The following is a 16,186-nucleotide window of genomic DNA, read 5'->3' on the forward strand; positions in this document are numbered from 1 at the left end:
AACAGGAGACAACGACATGCTCATCAGAAAATTCCTGCTCGCCGCCGCAGCGACCGCCGTGTTCGCGGGTTGTGCCGCCAGCGGTGGCAGCAGCAGCAACAGCGCATCGGCCGAGCCGGCAGTGGCCGCGGCCGCCGAGCGGCTGCGCGTCGCCATGGTCGACCCGACACCCGCTGCCTTGCGCGCGCTGGTGGCCGACGACCTGAGCTACGGTCATTCGGGCGGCAAGGTCGACACGCAGGCCAGCTTCATCGCCGACCTGCTCGACCGCAAGTCCGACTTCGTGACCATCGCGATCACCGACCAGACCATCAAGGTGGTCGACGGAAACACCGCCATCGTGCGCCACACGCTCACCGCCGACACCAACGACTCGGGCAAGCCCGGCAAGGTCGCGCTGAAGATCCTCGGCATCTGGCAGAAGCAGGGCGGCGAGTGGAAGCTGCTCGCACGCCAGGCCGTTCGCCTCACGACCTGACGGAGGCGCGATCGATGAAGAGAAAAGAATTCCTGGCTGCGGGCCTCGCGCTCGCTGCCACAGCGCTGCTGCCGCAGCATGCCTCGGCGCAGGCCGATACATGGCCGCAGCAGAAGCCCGTGACGATCATCGTGCCGTTCCCCGCCGGCGGCTCCACCGACATGGTGGCGCGCGCATTGGCGCAGCAGCTGCAGGGCAAGCTCGGCGGCAGCTTCGTGGTCGACAACCGACCCGGCGCCACCGGCACCATCGGCACCGGCTTCGTGCGGCGCGCACTGCCCGACGGCTACACGCTGCTGGTGTCGTCGCTCGGCGCCTTCGTCGTCACGCCGCATTTGCAAAAGAGCGTGCCCTACGACGCCACCAAAGACTTCGACTACATCAGCGTGCCCGTGCAGGCGCCCAACGTGCTCGTGGCGAATGTCGCGCGGCCCGAACACACCGTGGCCGATGTGCTCGCGCTGTTGCGCAAGACGCCCGGCAAGGTCTCGTTCGCGAGCTCGGGCAACGGCTCGTCCGATCACCTGTCGGCCGAACTCTTCTGGCAGCAATCGAAGACCGAAGGCGTGCACGTGCCCTACAAGGGCGGCGCGCCGGCCGTGAACGACCTGCTGGGCAACCAGGTCGACTTTTCGTTCCAGAACGTGAACGCCGTGCTGCCGCACATCCGTGCCGGCAAGCTGCGCGCGATTGCCGTCACCGGCGACAAGCGATCGCCCGTGCTGCCCGACGTGCCCACGCTCGCCGAAGCCGGCGTGAAGGGCGCCGAGGTCTATTCGTGGCAAGGCATGGCCGCACCGAAGGGCCTGCCGCCCGCCACGAAGAAGAAGCTGAGCGACGCGGTCATCGCCGCCATGCAAGACCCCGAGACCAAGAAACGCATGCTCGACCAGGGCCTGGAAATCGTCGCGAGCACCCCAGAAGACTTCACTGCTTTCCAGTTGCGCGAATGGGCGCGATGGAAGACGCTTATCGACACCCGCCACATCACCGCCGACTGAGCCACCGAGCCCGAAGATGACCTCTCCTGAATCCGCTGCTTCCCCCGCCGTGTCGGGCGCGCCCGTCGTCACCGCCATGCGCGTCGTGCCCGTTGCGGGCCACGACAGCATGCTGATGAACCTCAGCGGCGCGCACGGCCCGTTCTTCACGCGCAACCTGCTGATCCTCACCGACAGCGCCGGCCACACCGGCGTGGGCGAGGTGCCGGGCGGCGAGAAGATTCGCCAGACGCTCGAAGACGCGCGCGACCTCATCGTGGGTCAGCCCATCGGCAACCACAACGCCGTGCTCAACCGCATGCGCAGCGCGTTTGCCGCGCGCGACAGCGGCGGGCGCGGCCTGCAGACCTTCGACCTGCGCGTGACCATCCACGCCGTCACCGCCGCCGAAGCCGCACTGCTCGACCTGCTGGGCCAGCACCTGGGCGTGCCCGTGGCCGCGCTGCTCGGCGAAGGCCAGCAGCGCGATGCGGTGCAGATGCTGGGCTACCTTTTCTACGTGGGCGATCGCACGAAGACCGACCTGGCGTACGAGACCGACCCGAACGCCGACAACGACTGGTTCCGCCTGCGCCACGAAGAAGCCATGACGCCCGAGGCCATCGTGCGGCTGGCCGAGGCCACGCACGCGCGCTACGGCTTCACCGACTTCAAGCTCAAGGGCGGCGTGCTGCGCGGCGAGGAAGAGGTCGAAGCGATCCGTGCGCTGCACGAGCGCTTTCCGCAGGCGCGCGTCACGCTCGACCCGAACGGCGGCTGGCTGCTGGCCGACGCCATCCGCCTGTGCCGCGACCTGCACGGCGTGATGGCCTATGCCGAAGACCCCTGCGGCGCCGAAGGCGTGTTCTCGGGCCGCGAGGTGATGGCCGAGTTCCGCCGTGCCACCGGCCTGCCCACCGCCACCAACATGGTCGCCACCGACTGGCGCGAGATGGTGCACAGCCTCTCGCTGCAGTCGGTCGACATTCCGCTGGCCGACCCGCACTTCTGGACCATGCAGGGCTCGGTGCGCGTGGCGCAGCTGTGCCAGGCCTGGGGCCTGACCTGGGGCTCGCATTCGAACAACCACTTCGACGTGTCGCTCGCGATGTTCACGCACGTGGCCGCCGCCGCACCCGGCAAGGTCACGGCCATCGACACGCACTGGATCTGGCAGGACGGCCAGCGCTTGACGAAGGCGCCGCTGCAGATCGAAGGCGGTCTCGTGCAGGTGCCCACGCGCGGCGGCCTGGGCATCGAGCTCGACATGGCCGAGGTCGAGAAGGCGCACCAGCTGTACCTGAAACATGGCCTGGGTGCGCGCAACGACGCGCAGGCGATGCAGTTCCTCATTCCGAACTGGACCTTCGACAACAAGCGCCCCTGCATGGTCCGCTGAGCGCCCGGCGCCTTCGTGCGCTGACGGCTGAAACATCCAAGGAGACCGAATGAACAAGCACATGGATCGCCGTCGCCTGCTGCAAGCGGCTGCCGGCTCGGCACTCGGCGCCGTGGCCGCCGCCGCGGGCGCCCAGTCGTTTCCCTACAAGCCGCAGCAGCGCTACCCCGACCCGTCGGTGCTGATCCTCGACCCCAGCTTTGCGAAGTACCGCATTTACAGCAGCACGCTCGAGCAGGTCGGCACGGGCATGCGCTGGGCCGAGGGCCCGGTGTACCTGCCGCGCGAGGGCTACCTCGTGTGCAGCGACATCCCGAACAACCGGCTCATGCGCTACGAGGAAAAGACCGGCGAGTTCAAGGTCCACAAGGCGAACGCCGGCTACTGCAACGGCAACACGCGCGACCGGCAGGGCCGCCTCATCAGCTGCGAGCACTCGGTGACGCGGCGCGTGGTGCGCACCGAGCTTGACGGGCGCATGACCGTGCTGGCCGACCGCTACCAGGGCAAGCGGCTGAATGCGCCGAACGACGTGGTGGTGAAGTCGGACGACACCGTGTGGTTCACCGATCCGCTCTTCGGCATCTCGGGTACGTGGGAAGGCGAGAAGGCCGCGCCCGAGCAGGCGACGACCAACGTGTACCGCCTCACGCCCGACGGCCAGCTGTCGGCGGTGATCACCGACCTCGTGAACCCGAACGGCCTGGCCTTCTCGTCGGACGAGAAAAAGCTCTACGTCGTCGAGTGGAAGGGCACGCCCAACCGCAGCCTGTGGAGCTACGACGTGGCGGCCGACGGCAGCGTGTCGAACAAGGTGAAGCTCATCGACGGCACGGGTGCCGCGGCGCTCGACGGCTTTCGCGTCGACCGCGACGGCAACCTCTGGATGGGCTGGGGCTGGAACGGCGCGGTCGCCCCCGAACCCGTCGATGCCGGCAACGGCATGAAGGTCTATCAGCCGCAGGCGAAGTCCGAAGACCTCGATGGCGTCAAGATCTTCAATTCGCAAGGCAAGCCCATCGGTTTCATCCGCCTGCCCGAACGCTGTGCCAACCTGACGTTCGGCGGCCCCAAGAACAACCGCCTCTACATGGCGGCCAGCCATTCGCTGTACGCCCTCTACGTGGAGTCCGAAGGCGCCACCTAGCCTTTAGACTTTTCCAACCTCCTCACCGCAACACGCACACAAGGACATCGACGATGACTGAATTCAACAATCTCATCAATGGCGAATGGCTGGCCGGCCAGAGCTACAGCCCCAACATCAACCCCAGCAACCTGGCCGACGTGCTGGGCCAGTACACGCAGGGTGACAAGGGCCACGTCGACGCGGCCGTGGCTGCTGCCACCGCCGCCTTCCCCGCATGGGCGACGGGCAGCATCCAGGCGCGCTCCGATGCGCTCGACAAGATCGGCACCGAGATCCTCGCGCGCAAGGAGGAGCTCGGCACGTTGCTCGCGCGCGAAGAAGGCAAGACCAAGGCCGAGGGCATCGGCGAGGCCACGCGCGCGGGCCAGATCTTCAAGTTCTTCGCGGGCGAGTGCCTGCGCCTGTCGGGCGAGCTGCTGCCCTCGGTGCGGCCGAACATCGGCGTCGAGATCACGCGCGAGCCGGTCGGCGTGGTGGGGCTCATCACACCGTGGAACTTCCCCATTGCCATTCCTGCCTGGAAGATCGCGCCCGCGCTGGCCTTCGGCAACTGCGTGGTGCTCAAGCCCGCCGACCTCGTGCCGGGCTGCGCCTGGGCGCTGGCCGAGATCATCAGCCGCTCGGGCATTCCGGCCGGCGTGTTCAACCTCGTGATGGGCCGCGGCAGCGTGATCGGCGATGCGCTGGTCAATCACCCCGGCATCCATGCGATCAGCTTCACGGGCTCGGTGGGTGTGGGCCGCAACATCGCGGTGCAATGCGTCACCAACCACAAGAAGGTGCAGCTCGAAATGGGCGGCAAGAACCCGCAGGTGGTGCTCGACGACGCCGACCTCGCACAGGCCGTGGAGCTCAGCGTGCAGAGCGCGTTCTACTCGACCGGCCAGCGCTGCACGGCGTCGAGTCGACTCATCGTGACCGAAGGCATCTACCCGAAGTTCATCGAGGCGATGAAGACGCGCATGGCGAAGATCAAGGTCGGCGACGCGCTCGCGCAAGGCACCGACGTGGGCCCGGTCTCGTCGAAGTCGCAGCTCGATCAGGACATGGAATACGTCGCCATCGGCAAGGGCGAGGGCGCCACGCTGGCGGCCGGCGGTGAGCTGCTGAAGCTGGAGACCGACGGCTATTACATGTCGCCTGCGCTGTTCAGCGAGTCCGCAGCCCACATGCGCATCAACCGTGAGGAAGTGTTCGGCCCGGTGGCGAGCGTGATCCGCGTGAAGAACTACGAAGAAGCGCTGGCCACGGCCAACGACACCGAGTTCGGTCTGTCGGCCGGCATCGCGACCACCTCGCTGAAGTACGCGACGCACTTCAAGCGCCACAGCCAGGCGGGCATGGTGATGGTGAACCTGCCGACGGCGGGCGTGGACTATCACGTGCCGTTCGGTGGCCGCAAGGGTTCGAGCTACGGGCCGCGTGAGCAGGGCAAGTACGCGCAGGAGTTCTTCACGACGGTGAAGACGGCTTACACGTTGGCCTGACGTCTTTCCTCGAATGGATGGAAGCCCCCGCTCGGGGGCTTTTTTGCGTCTGCGGTGTTCAGGGCGCGGGCACAGGCCACCGGGTACTTCCCTCCGCGAATGTCCCCCGCTTCGCTCCTCCTTGATTTCGCTGCGGGAAGCACCCAGTGTCCTGCGCCCGCTGAGCGCTGTGGTGGTGCGGGCCGATCAACGACGGCTCTGAACACGCTCACGTCGATGGGGTGCCTTGCGCAGCGAAACCAAGGAGGAGCCCGAAGGGCGGGGGACATTCGCGGAGCAAGGTACCGCGTCGGCGGGAGCGTCGCCCTGAACCACTCAAGCCAATGGCGCCCTGCGACTGCGACGCATCAGAAATTCGATCAATTCGAAGATGCCTTCACTGAGCAGCGCCATGGCCGCAGCCGGCAGCGCGCCGGCCATCAACAGCTCGCGGTCGTTGAGCGCCAGCCCCGTCACGATGCGCTCACCGAAACCGCCCGCGCCGATGAAGGCCGCGATGGTGGCCGTGCCGATGGCGATCGCAGTGGCTGTTCGCACGCCTGCCAACAACGTGGGCAGCGCAAGAGGCAGCAGCACCAGCTGAAGGCTTTGCGGCGGTGTCATGCCCAGCGCGGTGCCGGCCAGTCGCAGGCCGTGGGGCACTTCGGTCAAGCCGGTCACGGTGTTGCGCATGATCGGCAGCAGCGAGTACAGCGTGAGTGCGATGAGCGCGGGCAGGGCGCCGATGGCACCGAGCAGCGAGATCAGCACAGCGAGCAGCGCGAGCGAAGGCACGGTCTGCATCACGCTCGCAAAGCCCAGCACCACGGCGCGCAACCGCAGGTGCGGAAAAACGAGGATCGCGAGCGGCACGCCGATGAGGATGGCGACGCCGACCGACACCGCCACCAGCAGCAGATGCTGGCGCGCGAGCGGCAAGAGGTCGGGGCCGAAGAGCTTGGCCGTGAAGCCGCGCGCGGCGCTCGGCGGCGTCTTGCCGTCTTTGGTGGCGCCGGCGAGAAAGTCGCGCGCGATGGTGTCGAAGCGCACGCCTTGCAATTCGGCGCGTGCGTTCATCGCGATCATGGCGTGCTCATCGATCTTGCCTTCGAGCGTTTGCAAGGCGGCCCAGGCTCTCGGCAGCCGCGTCGGCAGATCGAGCCGATAGAGCACCACGGCGTCGTAGCGCGGAAAGTACTTCTTGTCGTCTTCCAGCACGCGCAGGCCGAGGTGGTCGATCTTGGCGTCGGTGGTGTAGATGTCGATGGCGTCGATCTGCTTGGCGGTCAGCGCGTCGTAGGCCAGGCCGTGGTCGAGCCCGGTCGGTGTCTGCGTGAAGCCGTAGCTTGTCGCCAAGCCTTTCCATCCGTCGGCGCGGCCGATGAATTCGTTCGACAGACCGATGCGCAACTCGGGGTGCTTCGCCAGGTCGCTCAGCGTGCGCAGCCCGAGCTTGTCGGCATCGGCGGCGCGCACGGCCAGTGCGTAGCCGTCATTGAAGCCCAGTGGAATCGCCACGCCGAGGCCGAGCGGCGCGAGCGCGGCGTTCATCGCCTCGCGCGTGTCGGCGGGCGAGCCCTTGAGAATTTCGAGTGCGATGGTGCCGGTGTATTCGGCGTAGATGTCGATGGCGCCCGAACGCAGCGCCTCGTAGACGATGGCCGTGTTGCCCAGTCCCTGCTTGAGAACGGGCGGCGATTCGGTGTGCGGCGCGGCGGTCTGCGCCAGCACCTCGGCCAGGATGTACGACTCGGTGAAGCGCTTGGAGCCGACACGCAAGGTCTCGTCGGCGGCCTGCGCCGAAGGTGCGGCGGCCAACCAGAGCATCGCGGGAAGCCACAGAGCGGCGCGCCAGAAGCTGCGAAGCAGGTGCATCCGAGTCAGTGTATCGGCATCGCCGCGCCGGCCGTACCCGTCCGTCTCCTACACGCCGTGGTGCGCGGGGCCGATGCGCCCGGGCTGCGCAGCGGCCCATAGTGGCCGTCATGAAAAAAACCAAGCACGCGCTCCCCGGTCCCGACATCCATGGCCTGCGCGAGCTGCCCGGCCTGCGCGTGGACGGCTACAGCCTGCAGCTGCGCGACAAGGACGGCTTCGTCGGCGACCAGGCCAGCCAGACGGCGTTTCGCGAACTGCTCGAGCGCTGGCGCAAGCGCCGCCGCAAGGCGGGCCGCGACCCGCTGGGCAAGACCCACTCGCGCGACCTCAGCAAGAAGGACCTCGACCGCGTATTGCAGGAAAAGACCGCGACGGCCGCCGCCGATGTGATGCATGGCGCCATCGAGGAGTTCGCCGAAGAGCTGGCCTTCGTGATCCAGCGCTTTGTGCGCCAGCCTTCGTGGCGCAAGGTGCAGCGCATCGTGGTCGGGGGCGGTTTCCCTGAGAGCGACGTGGGCGAGCGCGCGATCCTGGAGGCGGGCGCGATGCTCGAAGACCTGGGCGTGCACGTGCAATTGGGGCGGCTGTCGCACAACGTCGACGACGGCGGGCTGATCGGCTGGGCGCACCTGACGCCGCGGGCGCTGTTGAAGGGGCACGACGCGATTCTTGCGGTGGACATCGGCGGCACCAACGTGCGCTGCGGCATCGTGAAGACGCGCCACCGCAAGGCGCCCGACTTCTCGCGCGCGAAAGTGGTCCGGCGCGAGAAGTGGCGCCACGCCGACGACGGCCCGAACCGCAGCCACATGGTCGAGCGCATCGCCGACATGCTCGAGGACATGGTGATCTACGCCGAGCGCCGCAAGATCCGGCTCGCGCCCTTCATCGGCATCGGCTGCCCGGGGCTGATCCGCTCCGACGGCTCGATCGCGCGCGGCGCGCAGAACCTGCCGGGCGACTGGGAGAGCCGCGCTTTCCACCTGCCGGCCGCGCTGTGGCAGCGCCTGCCGATCATCGGCTCGGGCGCGACGTTGGTGCTCATGCACAACGACGCGGTGGTGCAGGGCCTGAGCGAGCTGCCCTTCATGCGCGATGTGCGGCACTGGGGCGTGCTGACCATCGGCACCGGGCTGGGCAACGCCAGCTTCACGAACCGGCGCTGAGTTCTTCTGCCTCTTACAGATCCTCGGGCCGCAGTTCAGCGCCGACGCGCGCGATGGCCGAGGCGGTGGCGACATTGCCCGCTGCATCGGTGGCGCGCAGTTCGATGTTCGCCAGGCCCGCGCGCGCGGGTGTCCAGCTGCAGGCGTAGGGCGCGGCGCGCAGCGCACAGACGGTCTTGCCGTCGACGATGAAGGCCAGCTCGGCCACGCCGACGTCGTCCGACGCATTGGCCGACAGCCGCACCGGCAGGCCGGCGGCCGACGAGGCCATGGGCGGCACGTTCAACGTGACGGTCGGTGCCGTGGTGTCGGCGGGCGCGCGCACGATCACCTGCGCCGACGCGACTTCGGCATTGCCCGCGGCATCGATGGCGATCACGCGGATGATCTGCACGCCCGGTGCGGTCGGCGTCCAGTGGCAGGTGTAGGGCGGCGCGGTGAAGGTGCACAGCGGCAGGCTGTCGGTGCCGATCACCTTCACGCCGAAGACGCCGACGTTGTCGACCGCCACGGGCGCGAGCGTCACCGGCTGGCCCACGGTCGCCATCGCGGGCGCGGCCAGCGACACGGCCGGCTTCTGGCTGTCGGGCACGCCCAGCGGCAGTTCGATGGTGAAGGCTGCCTGCCCCTGCACGGCCTTCTGCTCGAAGGCATCGAAGATGGTGAACCAGGTGGCGCCCGGTGCGCGGCCCGAGGCCTGGGCCTTCACGAGCAGCGTGGTCTTGCCGACGGCGAAGCAACTGAAGCCGCAACGCCAGTCGAACACGAAGCGGCCGTCGGCATTCGTCGTGCCTTGCGCGATGGGCTCCAGCGGCTTGCCGGCGCCCGGGTCGCGCCACACCGAGACGGGCGCGCCGGCCAGTGCGGCGCCGCTCTCGCGCCCGGTCACGCGCACCTGCGTGGCGGTGGTCGCGGCCATGAACTTCGAACTGCCGAGCTTGGGCCAGTCGCGCCAGTCGGTGTTGATCTGCGCCTTGGTGCCTTTGGTGAAACGGATCAGGCCGAGCGTGGCGACGCGGTTGGCGGCCGGGTCGTAGCGCTGCTCGAACACGGTGCCCAGCAGCGGATCGAGGCGCCAGTGCTGGCGCGTCCACCAGTAGCGGTCGGTGTGCTTCACGAGGGCGAGGTCGCTGGCGGGCGCGGTCTCGGTGGTGTCGGCGACGGCGATCGCGTTGTAGTACTCGCCGGAGCCGGCGCCGAACACATGCTCCAGCTCGTGCAGCAAAGTCTTGAGCTGGCGGCCGAGGTAGTCCTTCTCGGTGGACTCGGGCGCGGCGGAGGTGATGGCGCGCGACAGGCGCAGCGGGTCGTGGATGGCGGTCCAGTTCAGGTTCCATGTCACGCCGGTGGGCGGGAAGGTGGTGCTCGTGGTCAGGCCGCCGTGGCTGTAGCCGCGCTTGGACGGGCCGACGCACAGCACGATCTCGCCGCCGGCCACGCCGTTGAAGCCGCAGGGCGGCGCCGCGCCGGGCGCGACGATCTGCAGGTCTTTCGCGGGGTCGAAGGTGAAGCTGCGCACGGTCTCGCGCTGGAACACGGTGTTGAGGTCGGCCACGTACTGCGCGAGCCGGCGGCCGGCTTCGGGCGCGCCGATGTCGGCCGCCAGTTGCGGGTCGATGAAGAAGCGCAGGCGGTGCACGCTCGGCGTGGCGCGGCCGACTTCGTTCATGGCTGCCCAGGTCGGGGCGGCGGACAACGGCAGCAGCAAGGCGAATGCGACGGGCAAGGCTGCGCCCAGCCGGCGCGCGAGCGCCAGCAGCGAATCCATGGAGGGCATCGTTTTTCTCCCCGTGCTCAGGGGAATCCGGCAGTGATCAACAACAAAGGGAATCGCTTCGGGCCGCGCGAAGGTGTCGCCCGGCGCCCAGCGCTCAAACCCCGCCGCGACCACCTTTGCCGGTCACGCTCCTGCGTCGCATCGAAGTCGCCGAGGGCGATACGCCCTGACGGACGCCGATGCTTCTGAAGTGCGGGGGACTGGTTGCAAATCTAGGAGAGGAAGAGCAGGCCGCTCATTCCTCAACGCGAAGTTGCGATAACCAGTGAACCTTTATCTTAATTTTTGACCCCCGTAGGAAGGGGGCTTGCCTCGCTGTAGTGGGTGCCTGTTATTTGGGCACTTTGTCACGACGGCGGTATTGCGCGTGCAAGCACCCAGGAGGTGCGGCGAGAAGAAAGCTCGCATCGGTTTTTCCCCGGGGCCGGGGCGCAAGATTTCCAACGGATGGCGCCAGGGTCGGCCCTTGAAGACCAAGCCCGGGCGGGCTGCCCCGCGATGCAGGGGGCTCCGACAGATCGTCATCCACCGGAACCGGTGGCGATTCTAGTGTGAATGTTCAATTGGTTGCAATTGTGTTGCATTCATGCATCTTGGTGATGCACCGCCTACCTACAGCTGGAACGCGACCGTCAGCAGCAGCCCTTCGGCCACGTCGCGCAGCAGCCCCGGGCGCCGCGCGCGGTAGGGCTCGCCGGCCGAGGCGGTGGTCTCGATCCATTCGGCCAGCCATTCGATGTCGTCGCGGCCATAGAACACCACGGCCGCTTCGTGGTTCAGCAGCAGGCTGCGCAGGTCGAGGTTGATCGAGCCGCACATCGCCAGTTCGTCGTCGACCACCACGGCCTTGGCGTGCGCCATGAAGGGCAGCATGCGAAAGCTCACGCCCGCGCGTGCGAGGTCGCGCATGGCGCGTGCGCGCACGAAGTCGGCGAGGCGGTGGTTCGACTGTGCGGGCATCGCGATGGTCACCTGCACGCCGCGGCGCGCGGCGAGGCGCAGCGCGTCGCGCAGGCCGTCGCCGGGCACGAAGTAGGGCGTGATGGCCAGCAGGCGGTGCTCGGCGCGAAAGCAGGCATCGATGAGCAGCGCGTGCGCCGTGTCTTCGGTCTGATCGGGGCCGCTCGGCAGGAACTGGGCCATCGCGCAGCCGGGGCCCGCGGGCACGTCGTCGGCGGTGATGGCGCGCGCCTTGCGCCCGCGCACCGAGCTCCAGTCGTGGTCGAACTGGCGCGCGGCGGCGGCGGCCACGCTGCCGTGCAGATCGAACGACAGGTCGTGCCAGGCCTCGGGGTGTTTGTCGTTGCCGGTGAAGTACTCGCCCGCAAGGTTGCGCCCGCCCGACCACAGCCAGCGGTCGTCGGCGATGGTGAGCTTGCGGTGATTGCGCAGGTTGCGCGGCCCGATGCGGCGCAGGCTGAAGAAGGGGCGGAACACCGCCACCTCGCCGCCCGCCGCGCGCAGCCGATCGAAGTGATGGCGCGGCAGCGAGAGCGCGCCGAAGCCGTCGAGCAGCACGCGCACCTTGATGCCTTCGCGTGCGCGCTGCGCGAGCCGCGCAATCACCGCGTGGCCCAGCGCGTCGTCGCCGATGATGAAGGTGCACACGTCGATGCGTTCGCGCGCGCCGTCGATCACCTCGAACAGCGCCTCGCGCGCGGCCTCGCCGTCGGCGTGCATGCGGATCGCGCAGCGCCCGGGCGGCGCCAGGCCGAAGCTCTCGATCAGGTCGGCCGCCCAGTGGCCCGGCGGCATCGAACGCGGCGGCCGGGGCGCACCGGCCGGGCGCAGCTTGCGCTGGCCGAACAGCAGGTACATCGGAAGGATCACATACGGCATCAGCACCAGCCCCATGACCCATGCGATGGCGGTGGTGGGGGCGCGCTGCTCGCGGCGCGCGCGCGTGGTCAGTACGTAGACGAGCAGCGCAAAAGTGACGACGAGGAAATGCTGCGAAGGGGAGGGCAGCCAGTCGAAGGTGGTGTCCGGCATGGGGCGGGTGATGCCTCGGTGCCCGCTCAGCGCTGAAGGAAGGCCGGCACGCCGCGCCCTTGCGACGCCAGGAACCGCATCATCGGATCGACCACCGCGCGCACGGCGGGCCGCGCGCCCACGCGGTCGCGCCAGGCCACGAGGCGCGGCGTGGCATCGGTCATGCCGGCGCCCTTGCGGTCGGCGAACACGTGGGCCATGTAGAAGGCGATGTCGGCGAAGCCGTACGGCCCGGCCAGATACTCGCGCGTGGCGAGCAGGCCTTCCATCTCTTCGTAGAAGCGCGCGCAGGCGGCGCATGCGGCGACGGCCGGCGCGCTCTGCATGGCGTGCTGCAAGCCGAAGAGCTTGACGACGTTCGGGAAGAACACCTCGTCCGAGGTCTGCTCCAGTTGTCGCGCGCGGGCCCGGTCGGCAATGCCTTCGGGCCACAGCGCTGGCTGCGGGTAACGGTCTTCGAGGTACTCGAAGATCTGCGTCGAATCGAACAACGCGACCTCGTGGTCGATCAGCACCGGCACCTGCTGCTTCACCGGGTTCACGCGCAGCACCTCGGGGTGCTTGGGCTCGTAGGCGTCGTCGGTGGTGAACGGCACCATGATGAGCTCGAAGTTGATGCCTTTTTCGTACGCGGCGATCTGCACCTTCGCGCCGAACATGCTGAGGGGGCCGGAGTAAATCTGCGTCGTCGTCATGCCCCCGACTTCAACAGAAAGCGCGCGTCAGGTCGAGCCCCAGACTTCCTGCGCGGTTTCGACCACGAGGCGCAGCTTGTTGCGCTGCGCTTCGACGGCGATGTTGTTGCCATGCACGGTGCTCGAGAAGCCGCACTGCGGCGACAGCGCGAGCTGTTCGAGCGGCGCGTACTTGGCGGCCTCTTCGATGCGGCGCTTGAGCTCGTCCTTGTCTTCCATCTCGCCGAACTTGGTGGTCACCAAGCCGAGCACCACCGTCTTGCCCTTGGGCAGGTAGCGCAACGGCTTGAAGTCGCCCGAACGCGCGTCGTCGTATTCCATGAAGTAGGCGTCGAGGTCCATCTCCTTCAGGAGCGCCTCGGCCACGGGCTCGTAGTTGCCGGCCGCGGCATGCGTGCTCTTGAAGTTGCCGCGGCACAGGTGCATGGCCAGCAGCATGCCCGGCGGCTTCTGCGCCACCACCTTGTTGATGAAGGCGGCGTAGCGGTGCGGCAGCTCATTCGGGTCGTCACCGCGCTTGCGGGCGGCTTCGCGCATGTGCTCGTCGCACAGGTAGGCGAGGTTGGTGTCGTCCATCTGCACGTAGGTGCAGCCGGCCGCGGCCAGCGAGCGCAGCTCGTCGCCGTAGGCCTTGGCCACGTCGTCATAGAACACGGGGTCGAGCTCGGGATACGCGTCCTTGCTGATGCCGGCGCGGCCACCGCGGAAGTGCAGCATCGTCGGCGACGGGATCGTCACCTTCGGCGTGCGGCCGGCCGAGACCTGGCTCTTGAGGTACTGGAAGTCGGCGAGCTGGATGTCCTTCACGTGGCGCACCTTGTCGAGCACGCGCATCGCGGGCGGCGCCAGTTCCTCGGTGCCGTCGGGGCGGCGGATGGTGACCGGAATGTCGGTCTTCACGCCGCCGAGCTGGTCGAGAAAGTCGATGTGGAAGTAGGTGCGGCGGAACTCGCCGTCGGTGATGCTTTTGAGCCCGATGTCTTCCTGGAAGCGGACGATCTCGGTGATGGCCTTGTCTTCGACCTCGCGCAGTTGCTCGGGCGTGATCTGGCCCTTGGCTTTCTGCTCGCGTGCTTCGAGCAGGTACTGGGGGCGCAGGAAGCTGCCCACGTGGTCGTAGCGGGCGGGCAGGGCGGCATGCTGGGACATGGAATGAACTCCGTCGTGACTGTGAACGAGCGGAATCCTATCGCCTTCGCACGAAGCTTGTTTGTATACGTTGAACTCAGTGTTTACCCTCAAATAAGGGGTTGTGCGCTGGAATTTCTCATTGTTCTGTATACATTGCGTATTCATGAAGACGCCCACGACCGCCTTTCCGCTCAACGCCTGGTATGCCGCCGCCTACGACGTCGAAGTGCGCCACGCGCTGCTGCCGCGCACGATCTGCAACCAGAAGCTGGTGATGTTCCGCCGCACCGACGGCCAGGTGGCCGCGCTCGAAGACGCCTGCTGGCACCGGCTGATGCCGCTGTCGCTGGGCCGCCTCGAAGGCGACGAGCTGGTCTGCGGCTACCACGGCCTCGTCTACAACAGCCAGGGCCGCTGCACCCACATGCCGAGCCAGGAAACGCTCAACCCCTCGGCCTGCGTGCGCAGCTTTCCGGTGGTCGAGAAGCACCGCTTCGTGTGGATCTGGCCCGGCGATCCGGCCAAGGCCGACCCCGCGCTCGTGCCCGACATGCACTGGAACGACGACCCGGCCTGGGCCGGCGACGGCAAGATGATCCGCGTGAACTGCGACTACCGGCTCGTGGTCGACAACCTCATGGACCTCACGCACGAGACCTTCGTGCACGGCTCGTCGATCGGCAACCGCGAGGTGGCCGAGGCGCCCTTCGTGGCCACGCACGGCGACCGCTCGGCCACCGTCACGCGCTGGATGGAAAACATCGACGCGCCGCCGTTCTGGGGCAACCAGATCCGCCATGCGCGCGGCTACACGGGCAAGGTCGACCGCTGGCAGATCATCCGTTTCGAAGGCCCGTGCACCGTGAACATCGACGTCGGTGTGGCCGAGGCGGGCAGCGGCGCGGTGCCGTCGGGCGACAACCCCGGCGACCGCAGCAAGGGCGTCAACGGCTATGTGCTCAACACCATCACGCCCGAGACCGACAAGACCTGCCTGTACTTCTGGGCCTTTGCGCGCAACTACTGCCTGGGCGAACAGCGCCTCACGCACGAGCTGCGCGAGGGCGTGTCGGGCATCTTCCGCGAGGACGAGATCGTGCTCGAGGCGCAGCAGAAAGCCATCGACGAGCATCCCGACCACCAGTTCTACAACCTCAACATCGACGCCGGTTCGATGTGGGCACGCCGCCTCATCGACCGCATGATCGAGAAGGAGCGGCCCGCGCGCGCGGCGATTCCGATCCGCCCCGTCGAAGCGTCGCAGGCCGCGTGATGAAGGTCGCCCCCCTGACTTCCGCCGAGCCCGGCGACAGCGGCAGCTCGCAGGCCGTGAAGGCGCAGCTGCGGTTGCGCGAAATGATTCTGGCGGGCGAGCTGCCTGGCGGCGCGCGCATTGCCGAGGTCGCCATCTCCGAGCAGCTCGGCGTGTCGCGCACGCCGGTGCGCAGCGCACTCATGCGGCTCGAGCAGGAAGGCCTGCTCGAAGCCTTGCCCAACGGCGGCTATGCGGTGCGCACCTTTTCCGAACGCGACGTGGCCGATGCCATCGAGCTGCGCGGCACGCTCGAAGGGCTGGTGGCGCGGCTCGCGGCCGAGCGCGGCGCGGCGCCCGTGGTGCTGCGCGAGGCACGCGCCTGCCTCACGCGCATCGACGAGCTGCTGCGCGAGCCCGCGCTCGACGACGCCGCGTTCTCGCGCTACGTGACGCACAACGAGAAATTCCACGCGCTGCTGTGCGAGATGGCGGGCAGCCCGGTCATCGCGCAGCAGCTCGAACGCGTGGTCAACCTGCCATTCGCCTCGCCCTCGGGCTTCGTCATCGTGCAGGCCAATTCGCCGGCCGCGCGCGACATGCTCGTGATTGCGCAAGACCAGCACCTGCAGGTGCTCGACGCCATCGAATCCGGCGAGGGCTCGCGCGCCGAGGCGCTGATGCGCGAGCACAGCCGCATCGCACGGCGCAACCTGCGCGAAGCGCTGCACGGCACGCCGAGCGCTGAGCAGCGCCCGTTGCCGGGCGTGCAACTGATCCGCCGTCGCGGCTGATCGACGACTTCCTTTTTTTCTTTCCCTG

At 68.0% G+C, this 16,186-nt stretch carries 13 protein-coding genes; 8 read left to right on the forward strand and 5 right to left on the reverse strand.

The window, feature by feature from the left end:
* The first annotated feature begins 16 nt into the window (after positions 1–16).
* Genes IG196_RS09710 through IG196_RS09730 form a run of 5 tightly spaced genes read left to right on the forward strand, consistent with a single transcriptional unit; the run spans position 17 to position 5,494 of the window.
* Positions 17–478, forward strand: a complete 462-nt coding sequence (locus IG196_RS09710) for a nuclear transport factor 2 family protein (protein ID WP_192195978.1) — start codon at positions 17–19, stop codon at positions 476–478.
* 14 nt (positions 479–492) lie between these two features.
* Positions 493–1,479, forward strand: a complete 987-nt coding sequence (locus IG196_RS09715) for a Bug family tripartite tricarboxylate transporter substrate binding protein (RefSeq protein WP_192195979.1) — start codon at positions 493–495, stop codon at positions 1,477–1,479.
* A gap of 16 nt (positions 1,480–1,495) precedes the next feature.
* Positions 1,496–2,857, forward strand: a complete 1,362-nt coding sequence (gene gudD, locus IG196_RS09720; RefSeq protein WP_192195980.1) for a glucarate dehydratase — start codon at positions 1,496–1,498, stop codon at positions 2,855–2,857.
* 49 nt (positions 2,858–2,906) lie between these two features.
* The gene (locus tag IG196_RS09725) at positions 2,907–4,004 is read left to right on the forward strand and encodes an SMP-30/gluconolactonase/LRE family protein (RefSeq protein WP_192195981.1); all 1,098 of its coding nucleotides are present in this window, start codon (positions 2,907–2,909) and stop codon (positions 4,002–4,004) included.
* A gap of 53 nt (positions 4,005–4,057) precedes the next feature.
* Positions 4,058–5,494: an aldehyde dehydrogenase family protein gene (locus IG196_RS09730; protein ID WP_192195982.1), complete on the forward strand. Its 1,437-nt coding sequence runs from the start codon at positions 4,058–4,060 to the stop codon at positions 5,492–5,494.
* Positions 5,495–5,809: 315 nt separating this feature from the next.
* Here IG196_RS09730 and IG196_RS09735 read toward each other — a convergent pair whose 3' ends face one another.
* Complete coding sequence (locus IG196_RS09735) at positions 5,810–7,348, reverse strand: glycine betaine ABC transporter substrate-binding protein (RefSeq protein WP_192195983.1); 1,539 nt, start codon at positions 7,346–7,348, stop codon at positions 5,810–5,812.
* Positions 7,349–7,458: 110 nt separating this feature from the next.
* Between IG196_RS09735 and IG196_RS09740 the strand changes: the two genes are divergently transcribed.
* Entirely contained in the window at positions 7,459–8,517 is a 1,059-nt protein-coding gene (locus IG196_RS09740; RefSeq protein WP_192195984.1) for an ROK family protein, read from the forward strand.
* Positions 8,518–8,530: 13 nt separating this feature from the next.
* On the opposite strand, the gene IG196_RS09745 is transcribed toward IG196_RS09740, so the two are convergent.
* The 4 genes from IG196_RS09745 to IG196_RS09760 all read right to left on the reverse strand — a co-directional run bounded on the left by IG196_RS09745 (position 8,531) and on the right by IG196_RS09760 (position 14,130).
* Entirely contained in the window at positions 8,531–10,294 is a 1,764-nt protein-coding gene (locus IG196_RS09745) for an Ig-like domain-containing protein (protein ID WP_192195985.1), read from the reverse strand.
* 612 nt (positions 10,295–10,906) lie between these two features.
* Positions 10,907–12,286 carry a phospholipase D-like domain-containing protein gene (locus IG196_RS09750; protein WP_192195986.1) on the reverse strand — a complete coding sequence of 460 codons (1,380 nt, stop codon included), beginning with the start codon at positions 12,284–12,286 and terminating at the stop codon, positions 10,907–10,909.
* Between the two features lie 26 nt (positions 12,287–12,312).
* Entirely contained in the window at positions 12,313–12,981 is a 669-nt protein-coding gene (locus IG196_RS09755) for a glutathione S-transferase family protein (protein ID WP_192195987.1), read from the reverse strand.
* Between the two features lie 27 nt (positions 12,982–13,008).
* Complete coding sequence (locus IG196_RS09760; protein WP_192195988.1) at positions 13,009–14,130, reverse strand: 5-methyltetrahydropteroyltriglutamate--homocysteine S-methyltransferase; 1,122 nt, start codon at positions 14,128–14,130, stop codon at positions 13,009–13,011.
* Positions 14,131–14,275: 145 nt separating this feature from the next.
* On the opposite strand from IG196_RS09760, the gene IG196_RS09765 reads away from it, so the two are divergent.
* Together IG196_RS09765 and IG196_RS09770 are read left to right on the forward strand one after the other, a co-directional pair.
* Positions 14,276–15,385 (forward strand): aromatic ring-hydroxylating dioxygenase subunit alpha, encoded by a 1,110-nt coding sequence (locus IG196_RS09765; protein ID WP_192195989.1) that lies wholly within the window; start codon positions 14,276–14,278, stop codon positions 15,383–15,385.
* Positions 15,385–16,158, forward strand: coding sequence for a GntR family transcriptional regulator (locus tag IG196_RS09770; protein WP_153285130.1), 774 nt, complete (start codon positions 15,385–15,387; stop codon positions 16,156–16,158). Before IG196_RS09765 ends, IG196_RS09770 begins: the two co-directional genes overlap by 1 nt.
* Positions 16,159–16,186: the final 28 nt, after the last annotated feature.

It is taken from the genome of Variovorax sp. 38R (genome assembly GCF_014843395.1).
Classification (GTDB): Bacteria; Pseudomonadota; Gammaproteobacteria; order Burkholderiales; family Burkholderiaceae_C; genus Variovorax; species Variovorax paradoxus_H.